The 10,115-nt window shown below is 69.5% G+C and carries 9 protein-coding genes; 7 read left to right on the top strand and 2 right to left on the bottom strand.

Features of this window, described 5'->3' with window-relative positions; all coding sequences use genetic code 11:
* Positions 1 to 4: 4 nt before the first annotated feature.
* Positions 5 to 2,224, bottom strand: coding sequence for a glycogen debranching protein GlgX (glgX, locus tag DAI17_RS11645; protein ID WP_107773088.1), 2,220 nt, complete (start codon positions 2,222 to 2,224; stop codon positions 5 to 7).
* A gap of 199 nt (positions 2,225 to 2,423) precedes the next feature.
* Here glgX and DAI17_RS11640 point away from each other — a divergent pair, with 199 nt between their 5' ends.
* Genes DAI17_RS11640 through DAI17_RS11625 form a run of 4 tightly spaced genes read left to right on the top strand, consistent with a single transcriptional unit; the run spans position 2,424 to position 5,637 of the window.
* On the top strand, positions 2,424 to 3,104 hold the full coding sequence (locus tag DAI17_RS11640) for a hypothetical protein (protein WP_159081494.1): 681 nt from the start codon (positions 2,424 to 2,426) through the stop codon (positions 3,102 to 3,104).
* Between the two features lie 46 nt (positions 3,105 to 3,150).
* Positions 3,151 to 4,296, top strand: coding sequence for an acyl-CoA dehydrogenase family protein (locus tag DAI17_RS11635; protein WP_107773339.1), 1,146 nt, complete (start codon positions 3,151 to 3,153; stop codon positions 4,294 to 4,296).
* A 1-nt stretch (position 4,297) separates the two neighbouring features.
* Positions 4,298 to 4,846, top strand: a complete 549-nt coding sequence (gene thpR, locus DAI17_RS11630) for an RNA 2',3'-cyclic phosphodiesterase (RefSeq protein ID WP_107773086.1) — start codon at positions 4,298 to 4,300, stop codon at positions 4,844 to 4,846.
* Positions 4,847 to 4,902: 56 nt separating this feature from the next.
* Positions 4,903 to 5,637, top strand: coding sequence for a VIT1/CCC1 transporter family protein (locus DAI17_RS11625; RefSeq protein ID WP_107773085.1), 735 nt, complete (start codon positions 4,903 to 4,905; stop codon positions 5,635 to 5,637).
* 12 nt (positions 5,638 to 5,649) lie between these two features.
* On the opposite strand, the gene DAI17_RS11620 is transcribed toward DAI17_RS11625, so the two are convergent.
* On the bottom strand, positions 5,650 to 6,669 hold the full coding sequence (locus DAI17_RS11620) for a LacI family DNA-binding transcriptional regulator (RefSeq protein WP_407669726.1): 1,020 nt from the start codon (positions 6,667 to 6,669) through the stop codon (positions 5,650 to 5,652).
* A 119-nt stretch (positions 6,670 to 6,788) separates the two neighbouring features.
* On the opposite strand from DAI17_RS11620, the gene DAI17_RS11615 reads away from it, so the two are divergent.
* The 3 genes from DAI17_RS11615 to DAI17_RS11605 all read left to right on the top strand — a co-directional run bounded on the left by DAI17_RS11615 (position 6,789) and on the right by DAI17_RS11605 (position 10,114).
* On the top strand, positions 6,789 to 8,093 hold the full coding sequence (locus DAI17_RS11615) for an extracellular solute-binding protein (RefSeq protein WP_107773083.1): 1,305 nt from the start codon (positions 6,789 to 6,791) through the stop codon (positions 8,091 to 8,093).
* A gap of 87 nt (positions 8,094 to 8,180) precedes the next feature.
* A complete protein-coding gene (locus DAI17_RS11610; protein ID WP_199905081.1) occupies positions 8,181 to 9,194 on the top strand; it encodes a carbohydrate ABC transporter permease in 1,014 nt (337 codons plus the stop codon).
* Complete coding sequence (locus tag DAI17_RS11605; RefSeq protein WP_107773082.1) at positions 9,194 to 10,114, top strand: sugar ABC transporter permease; 921 nt, start codon at positions 9,194 to 9,196, stop codon at positions 10,112 to 10,114. The genes DAI17_RS11610 and DAI17_RS11605 overlap by 1 nt, the downstream gene beginning before the upstream one ends.
* The last annotated feature ends 1 nt before the right edge of the window (position 10,115 follow it).

Here is a 10,115-nt window from a genome sequence, read left to right as displayed (position 1 = left end):
CTGGTCAGTCCTGGTCGTGCTGGTGCCGCTGGTCGGCGGCGGGCGTGCTCTCCACGCTGCTCGCCTCGACCAGCGAGGCCAGCGACGCGGCGACCGAGTGGTCCGGCTCCGCCTCGACCTCGGCGTGCTCGCGCAGCACCACGAGGCTGTGGGTCTCGAGGTGGAAGGTCGATCCCGCGAACAACGGCTTCGAGGTGTCGGCCGTGCCGCCGGTGTCGATGACCACGTCCCACGCGCCGGCGTACTCGTCCGACGGGAGCGTCACGTCGGCCGGCCCGTCGGCGTTGAAGTAGAGCAGGAAGTGGTCGTCGGTGATCGTGCCGCCGCGGGCGTCCTTGCCGGCGATGCCGTCGCCGTTGAGGTACATGCCGATGGCCTGCGCGCCGCCCTCCCAGCCGTCGTCCTCCATCGGGCTGCCGTCCAGGGAGAGCCAGACGATGTCGTTGAGGCGCTGGCCGTCACCAGTGCGCACGGTGTTGCCGGTGAAGAACCGCTTGCGCCGGAACGTCGGGTGGCTGGCGCGCAGCTTGGCGACGGCTGCGGTGAACTCGATCAGCGGCTTGTCGGCGCGGTCCCAGTGGACCCAGCTGATCTCGCTGTCCTGGGCGTAGGTGTTGTTGTTGCCGTCCTGGGTGCGGCTGAGCTCGTCGCCGTGGAGCAGCATCGGCACGCCCTGGCTGAGCAGCAGCGTGGCGATGAAGTTGCGCTGCTCGCGGGCGCGGGCCTCGAGGATCTCCGGGTCGTCGGTCGGGCCCTCGACGCCGTGGTTCCACGACCGGTTGTGGCTCTCGCCGTCGTTGTTGTCCTCGCCGTTGGCCTCGTTGTGCTTCTCGTTGTAGGAGACGAGGTCGCGCAGGGTGAAGCCGTCGTGGGCGGTGACGAAGTTGATGCTGGCGAAGGGACGCCGACCCGAGTGCTCGTAGAGGTCGGACGAGCCGGAGAGCCGCGAGGCGAACTCGCCCAGCGACGGCTCGCCGCGCCAGAAGTCCCGCACGGTGTCGCGATAGGCGCCGTTCCACTCGGTCCACTGGGGCGGGAAGCCACCGACCTGGTAGCCACCGGGCCCGATGTCCCAGGGCTCGGCGATCAGCTTGACCTGGCTCACCACCGGGTCCTGCTGCACCATCTCGAAGAAGGTGGAGAGCTTGTCCACGTCGTAGAACTCGCGGGCCAGGGTGGCTGCGAGGTCGAACCGGAACCCGTCGACGTGCATCTCGGTGACCCAGTAGCGCAGCGAGTCCATGATCAGCTGGACCGAGTGCGGGTGGCGCACGTTGAGGCTGTTGCCGGTGCCCGTGTAGTCCATGTAGTAGCGCTGGTCGTCCTCGACGAGCCGGTAGTAGGCCGGGTTGTCGATGCCCTTGAAGCTGAGCGTCGGGCCGAGGTGGTTGCCCTCGGCGGTGTGGTTGTAGACCACGTCGAGGATGACCTCGATGCCCGCGGCGTGCATCGCCTTGACCATCGACTTGAACTCCTGGACCTGCTGGCCCTCCACGCTCGAGGCGTAGTCGGCGTGCGGCGCGAAGAAGCCGAGGGTGTTGTAGCCCCAGTAGTTGCGCAGGCCCTGGTCGAGCAGCGTGGAGTCCTGGACGAACTGGTGCACCGGCATGAGCTCGATGGCGGTCACGCCGAGCTTGGTGAGGTGGTCGGTGATCGCCGGGTGGGCGAGGCCGGCGTAGGTGCCGCGCTGGTCCTCGGGCACGTCGGGGTGCAGCTGGGTGAGCCCCTTGACGTGCGCCTCGTAGATGAAGGACTCGTTGTAGGGGATGTTGAGGCGGCGGTCGCCCTCCCAGTCGAAGAACGGGTTGATGACGACGCCGTGCGTCATGTGCGCGGCGGAGTCGTCGTCGTTGCGCGAGTCGGGGTCGCCGAAGTCGTAGCCGAACAGCGACTGGTCCCAGTCGATCTCGCCGCTGGTCGCCTTGGCGTAGGGGTCGAGGAGCAGCTTGTTGGGGTTGCAGCGCAGACCGTTGGCCGGGTCCCACGGACCGTGGACGCGGTAGCCGTAGCGCTGTCCCGGCTGCACGGTCGGGAGGTAGCAGTGCCACACGTAGGCGTCCACCTCGGTGACCTCGACACGGGTCTCGGTCACCTTGCCGCGGGGGCCCACCTCGAAGAGGCAGAGCTCGACGCGCTCGGCGGCCTCGCTGAAGAGGGCGAAGTTGGTGCCGCTGCCGTCGAAGGTGGCACCGAGCGGGTAGGGCGTTCCTGGCCAGATCTGCACGGTGCTCCTGAGGTAGTTGGATCGTTCAAAGCGTAGCCGCTCCGAGGGTCCGCGGTGTCATTGTGGCCCGGCGGCCGTTCTGCCCGTTCTCCTGCGCACCCCTGCGGGTGCATGGTCTGATGCTGGCCGCCGCGTCCGATCAGGGGGATCTCCAGTGGTAGCACGCACACGCCGCGCCGTGGTCGCGGCACTCGTCACGATGCCTGTCGTCCTCGTGGCGGGCTGCTCCGAGCCCGGCGACGGTTTCGCCGACCTGGGCGAGCGCGAGATGGAGCGCGTCGTCGTGCGCGACATGAAGGCGCTGGAGTCCGTCCGCCTCACCGGCGCGTCCACCCGCGGCAGGGACAAGCTCTCGATGGACCTGATCCTGACGTCGCGCGGCGACTGCTCGGGCGAGATCACGATGAGCCGGGCCACGTTCAGCTACCGCACGGTCGACGGCACGACGTACGTCCGGGGTGACCGCGCGTTCTGGCAGGACAACGCCGGGTCGGCGCAGGCGGCCCAGCAGGTCGTCTCCACCATCGGCGACAAGTGGGCGGTGCTCCCCCGGTCCGCCCCGGGGTTCGGCACGTTGTGCGACATCGACGACTTCATGCGCGAGTTCCGCAGCGACCGCCGTGCGACCGGTGCGGACAAGGAGGTCACGACCGTGGGGGAGGTCGGCGAGGTCGAGGGCGTCGACGCCGTCGAGGTGATCACGAAGAAGCGCCAGGAGACCACCGTGACGTGGGTGGCCCTGGAGTCCCCGCACGTGGTGCTGCGCGTCGAGTCGGCCGGCGGGGAGGCGCCGGGCAGCTTCCGGATGTCCGACCACGACGAGGACGTCACGCTCACCGCTCCCCCGCGCGACCAGGTCGTCGACCTCGACCGGCTGTGACCTTCGTCCCCATCCGGGCGTAGTGACCCGCGGGTAACATGTGGTCATGACGCGCGACATCTACGACGAGGACCACGAGGCCTTCCGCGCCTCGGTCAAGGAGTTCCTGGACCGCGAGGTGGTGCCCCACCTCGACGAGTACGCCGAGGGCCACGGCCTGAGCCGCGAGTTCTGGCTGGCCGCCGGCAAGCAGGGCTTCCTCGGCCTCGAGATCCCCGAGCAGTACGGCGGCTCCGAGGCGGGCGACTACCGCTTCAACGCCGTCCTCACCGAGGAGCTCGCCAAGGTCAACATGACCCTGCCCTCGTGCGTGGGCATCCACGCCGACATCGTGGCGCCGTACCTCGTGCACCTCACCACCGAGGAGCAGAAGGAGCGCTGGCTGCCGAGGTTCTGCTCCGGTGAGCTGCTCACCGCCATCGGCATGACCGAGCCCGGTGGCGGCTCCGACCTCGCCAACCTCAAGACCACCGCGGTCCGGGACGGCGACGACTGGATCATCAACGGGTCCAAGACCTTCATCACCAACGGCGGCAGCGCCGACCTGGTCGTGGTGGCGGCCCGCACCAGCCCGGAGAAGAAGGCCAAGGGCATCAGCCTGTTCGGCGTCGACACCTCGCTCGAGGGCTTCTCCGTCGGCCGGGTGCTCGACAAGGTCGGCCAGGACGAGTCCGACACCGCCGAGCTCGCCTTCGAGAACGTCCGGGTCAGCAACGACGACCTCATCGGCCCCCTGGACACCGGCTTCATCTCGATGATGCAGTTCCTCCCGCAGGAGCGGCTCGGCTCGGCGGTCACCAACCTCGCCCACGCGGCGCAGATCCTCGAGGAGACCATCCAGTACGCCAAGGACCGCCAGGCGTTCGGCCAGCCGATCGGCAGCTTCCAGCACAACGCGTTCCTGATGGCCGAGCTGGTCACCCAGGTCGAGGTGACGCAGGCGTACGTCGACCAGTGCGTGCTCAAGCACACCCGCGGCGAGCTGACCGCCGTCGACGCGGCGAAGGCCAAGTGGTGGACCTCCCAGGTGCAGAACGAGGTCCTCGACCACTGCGTCCAGCTGCACGGCGGCTACGGCTACATGAACGAGTACCGCGTCGCCCGCGCCTGGCGCGACGCACGCGTCAGCAAGATCTGGGCCGGCTCCAACGAGATCATGAAGATGCTGATCGGGCGCGACCTCGGCTTCTGAGATGACCCGGATGTTCGTCGCGGTGGTCCCTCCACCGGCCGCGGTGGAGGACCTCGACGACTTCCTGTCCGTACGCCGTGAGGCCGCTCCCTTCCGGTGGGCGTCCGCCGACCAGTGGCACGTGACGCTGGCCTTCCTGGAGGACGTGCCCGACCGGTCGCTCGACGAGCTGGCCGAGCGGCTCGAGGCGACCGCCGGACGGCAGCGGGCCTTCACCAGCCGGGTCGTCGGCGGCGGCGCCTTCCCGCACCCGGACCGGGCCAAGGTGCTGTGGGCAGGGCTGGAGGGGGACTTCGACGCCCTGTCCCGGGGCGCGCGGGCGGCAGCGAGCACCGCGGGGGCCGTGGTCGACGGCCAGCGCTTCCGGGCGCACCTCACCCTCGCCCGCCTCGGCCGGCCGGCCAACGTCAGCCGCTGGGTCCGGCTCCTGGACGCCTACGTCGGACCGACCTGGACCGTGGACGAGGTCGCGCTCGTGGCGTCGTACCTCGGCGAGGGCCCGCGACGCCGACCGCGGCACGAGGTGGTCGCGACCTTCCCGCTCGGCTAGGCAATGCAGCCTCACCTTCGTTGCGGCGCGGGCAGCCGAGCGCGGACGATGGGCGCATGCGCCCCGACGCCAGCGACCTCGAGATCGGACCCCACGACGACGAGCCCCACGCCGGGAGCTTCGCCACCCGCCTCAACTGGCTGCGGGCCGGGGTGCTGGGCGCCAACGACGGGATCGTCTCCACGGCCGGCCTGGTCGCGGGTGTCGCAGGTGCCACCGACGACTCCGGCGCGATCCTGGTGGCCGGCGTGGCAGGCCTGGTCGCCGGCGCGATCAGCATGGCGGCCGGTGAGTACGTCTCGGTCAGCACCCAGCGCGACTCCGAGAAGGCGCTCATCGCCAAGGAGACCCGCGAGCTGGCGGAGGAGCCGGAGGAGGAGCTGGCCGAGCTCGCCGACCTCTACCGGCAGAAGGGTCTCAGCGAGGACCTCGCCCTCAAGGTCGCAGTCGAGCTGACCGCCCACGACGCGCTCGCCGCACACGCCGAGGCCGAGCTGGGGATCAAGCACGACGAGTTCACCAACCCGTGGCACGCCGCCTGGGCCTCGATGGTCGCCTTCTCCCTGGGCGCCCTGCTGCCGCTGCTGACCATCGTGCTCGCTCCCGGCGACATCCGTGTCTGGGTGATGGGTGGCGCCGTGGTGGCGGCGTTGGCGCTCACCGGCTACGTCAGCGCGCGCCTCGGGGGCAGCTCGCCGGCTCGTGCCGTGACCCGGCTCGTGCTCGGCGGGATCCTGGCCATGGCGATCACCTACCTCATCGGGGGGCTCTTCGACACCCAGATCAACTGATCGGCCGGGGTCTCAGGCAGGTGCCGGCCCGGTGGAGGCACGAAGCACCAGCTCCGGCTTGAAGAGGTAGTCGTGGCTGGGCAGGGGCTGCCCGGCGATCGCCGAGCACAGCGTGTCGACCGCCTGCATGGCCATCTCGGCCACCGGCTGCCGCAGGGTCGTCAGCGGCGGGTCGAGGAACGGCAGCAGGCGGGAGTCGTCGAAGCCGACCACGGACACGTCGCCGGGCACCGAGAGGCCGGCGTCCCGCGCGGCCCGCACGGCGCCCATCGCCATCATGTCGGAGCCGCACACGATCGCCGTCGCGCCCCGGTCGATCAGCGCGCGGGCGGCGGCGGCCCCGCCCTCGACGGTGAAGAGCCCCTCGGCGATCCAGCCGCGCGCGTCGGCGTCGGCCAGCCCGAGCTCGTCGCCCAGCGCCTGGACGAAACCCTCGCGCTTGTTGTGCGACGGCACGAAGCGCGCGGGGCCGATGGCCAGGCCGATGGTGCGGTGGCCGAGCTGGACCAGGTGGGACACCGCGATCCGGATGGCGGCCCGGTCGTCGGTGGAGAAGAACGGGGCGGCCAGCCCCTCGACGTACCCGTTGAGGAAGACGACCGGCATGCCGCGCTCGATCAGGGAGCGGTAGCGGTCGTGGTCGGCGCCCCGGTCGGCGTGCTTGCCCGAGACGAAGACGATGCCCGCCACACCGTGGTCCAGGAGCCCCTCGACGTACTCGTCCTCGGAGATGCCGCCGGGGGACTGCGTGCACAGGACCGGCGTGAAGCGGCGCCGCGCCAGGCCGTCGCCGATGACCTGGGCGAAGGCCGGGAAGATCGGGTTCTCCAGCTCGGGCACGACCAGGCCGACCAGCCCCGCGCTGCGCTGGCGCAGCTGCTGGGGCCGCTCGTAGCCGAGGACGTCGAGCGCGACCACAACGGACTGGCGGGCGGAGTCGCTCACCCCGGGCTTGGAGTTGAGCACGCGAGAGACCGTCGCCTCGCTGACACCGGCCTCCGCAGCGATCTCGGCGAGGGTGGGCATGGTCACATCATGCCGGTTTGCAACACTTCTGCAACTGCTTTCACGATTTGCAAGTTTCTTGCTATCTTCCGGTGACCCTCGTCACAGAAGCTGAAATCTTCGTGACATGACCGCAAGGAGCACACATGCGCCGCACGCTGCCCGGCCTCGCCGGCACCGCCGCGCTCGCTCTCGTCCTCGCCGCCTGTGGCGGCGGCTCGGAGAGCGACAGCACCACCGACTCGACCACCTCCGGCGAGACCGACGCATCGTCGCTCGAGGCCGAGCTGACCTGGTGGGACACCTCCGACCCCACCAACGAAGGCCCGACCTACGAGGCACTCATCGAGAAGTTCAACGAGGAGTACCCGAACGTCACGATCAACTACGAGTCGGTCCCCTTCGGCGACGCGCAGAACAAGTTCAAGACCGCGGCCGAGGCCGGCTCCGGCGCACCCGACATCATGCGCGCCGAGGTCGCCTGGGTGCCGGAGTTCGCGGCGGCTGGCCACCTCTACGCCCTGGACGGCACGGCCCTGCTCGAGGACAACAACTTCCTCGAGACCCCGCTGTCCTCCAACGTGTACGACGGCAAGACCTACGGCGTCCCGCAGGTCACCGACACGCTGGGCCTGATGTACAACAAGGAGCTCTTCGAGAAGGCCGGCATCGACGAGGCGCCGACCACCTGGGAAGAGGTCGGCGAGGCGGCCGAGGCGCTCAAGACCAAGGCCGACGTCGACGGTCTGTACATCAACAACGGCGGCTACTTCCTGCTGCCCTTCATCTACGGCGAGGGCGGTGACCTGCTCGACACCGAGGCCGAGACCATCGAGGTCGGCTCCCCCGAGTCCGTCGCGGGCATCAAGACCGCCCAGGACCTGGTGAAGTCGGGTGCCGCGGTCAAGCCGGACGCCAACGACTCCTACGGCACGATGATGACCCTCTTCAAGGAGGGCAAGGTCGGCATGATCGTCAACGGCCCGTGGGAGACCGCTGCCATCTCCGACGACCCCAACTTCGGTGGCTTCGAGAACCTCGGCGTCGCCCCGGTCCCGGCCGGCTCCGACGGCGCCGGCGCTCCGGTCGGCGGTCACAACTACGTGATCTACAGCGGCATGGACGAGGCCAAGGCCGACGCGGCCATCGCGTTCGTCAACTTCATGGCCTCGGCCGAGTCCCAGGCCTTCGCCGCCGAGGAGCTCGGTGTCCTCCCGGCCAACGCCGACGCCTACGACCAGCTCGGCGACAACGAGCGGGTGGCCGCCTGGAAGCCCGCGCTCGACGTGAGCAAGGCGCGTCCGTGGATCCCCGAGGGTGGCCTGTTCTTCGCGCCGCTCGACGAGATGGCGACGAAGGTGCTCATCCAGGGCGCCGACGTGCAGAAGTCGATGGACGAGGCCGCGGCCAAGTTCAAGAGCGACGTCGTCCCCGACTACGCCGCGCAGTGAGATACGCCGGGGTGGGCGCCGGGCAGTCGCCCGGCGCCCGCCCCGGCAGCACGTACCAGCAGGACCCAGAGATCAGGAGCTCGCGAGATGAGCCAAGCGTTGGCCGTGGCCGAGGCGCCCGTGGAACAACCGCCCGGCAAGCAGGACGGACGGCTGCGGCGGTCCTTCGACCGCAACTGGTACGCGTGGGCGATGGTCCTGCCGACCGTCCTCGTGCTGGGCGTGCTGGTGATGTACCCGCTCGTCCAGGGCATCTTCCAGTCCTTCACCGACCTCACCGAGTCCAACGCCCAGGACGTCATCTGCACCAAGACCCTCGGCGGCGGTGAGGAGTGCAGGGACAACCCCGACAGCGCCGAGTTCGTCGGGCTGGACAACTACGTCGACCTGCTCACCGGCGCACGGGGCAGCTTCTGGCTCCAGTTCACCAACACGCTGGCCTGGACGCTGGCGTGCGTCTCGCTGCACTACGGCCTCGGGCTCGGTCTCGCGGTGATGCTCAACCGCAAGATGCGCGGTCGGAGCCTCTACCGCGTCCTGCTCATCGTGCCGTGGGCCGTGCCGGCCTTCGTGGCCGCCTTCGGGTGGAAGTTCCTCTTCAACCCCCGCTTCGGCCTCATCAACCAAGCCCTCGTCAACCTGGGTGTCGATCCCGTCGAGTGGTTCAACCACCGCTGGACCGCGCTGTTCGCGGCCATCTGCACCAACGTGTGGCTGGGCGTGCCCTTCATGATGGTCGCCATCCTCGGCGGGCTGCAGTCGATCCCCGCCGACCTCCACGAGGCGGCCGAGATGGACGGCGCCACCCCCTGGCAGCGCTTCCGCAACGTCACCCTCCCGGGGCTGCGCCCGGTCAGCTCGACGGTGATCCTGCTCGGCACCATCTGGACCTTCAACATGTTCCCGATCATCTACTTCGTCACCGGCGGCGAGCCCGCGGGCCAGAGCGAGATCCTGGTGACCGGCGCCTACCGCGCTGCGTTCGAGGGGGTCCGCAACTACTCCCTCGCCGCGACGTACGGCGTCCTCATCCTGTCGCTGCTGATGGTCTTCGCCTCCGTCTACCGGCGCACGCTCAAGGCCCAGGGAGAGGTGTTCTGATGACCCGGCTGCTTCCCGCAGGGGCCCTCGACCCCGCCGACACCACCGGCGCCACCGCCTCCGACGTCCGTCCCGGCAGGGTCCGCGGACGCGAGGACCGGTCCCGGCTCGCCAGCATCGCGCTGCACGGCACGCTGGTGCTCGCCACGCTCGTCGCGCTGTTCCCGGTGCTGTGGATCCTGCTCAGCTCGTTCAAGCCGGCCAACCGCATCCAGACCAGCGAGATCACGCTGATCGACAGCCCGACGCTGGACAACTACCGCGCCGTGCTCTTCGACACCCCGTTCCCGACGTGGTTCCTCAACTCGGTCGTCGTCGCGGCCTTCACGATGGTCATCGGCATCACGATGTCGGCGACGGCCGGCTACGCGCTGAGCCGCTTCAACTTCGCCGGCAAGCGGGGGCTGATGTGGGTCTTCCTCATCACCCAGATGTTTCCGGTGGCGATCCTCATCGTGCCGATCTACACGATCATGGCCAACGCCGGCCTCATCAACACCAAGGCCTCGCTGATCATCGCCTACTGCACGGTCGCAGTGCCCTTCTGCGCCTGGATGCTGCGCGGCTACTTCGACACCATCCCCCAGGAGCTCGACGAGGCGGCGGCACTGGACGGACTGGGTCCGTTCGGCACCTTCTACCGGGTGATCCTGCCCCTCGCCCGACCGGGGCTGGCCGTGACCGCCTTCTACACCTTCCTCACCGCCTGGGGGGAGGTCGCCTACGCGATCGCCTTCATGCAGACCCGGGACAACCTCACCCTGGGCGCGGGCCTGCAGCAGTTCGTCCCGCAGTTCAACCCCCAGTGGCACCTGCTCACCGCCGGATCGGTGCTCATCCTGATCCCGGCCGCCATCGTCTTCTTCTTCGCGCAGAAGCACCTCGTCGCCGGCCTGACCGCCGGTGGTACCAAGGGATAAG

Source organism: Nocardioides sediminis, from assembly GCF_003047295.1.
Taxonomy (GTDB): domain Bacteria; phylum Actinomycetota; class Actinomycetes; order Propionibacteriales; family Nocardioidaceae; genus Nocardioides; species Nocardioides sediminis.
Note: the sequence above shows the minus strand (reverse complement) of the source record. Positions and strands in the feature narration are given on the sequence as shown.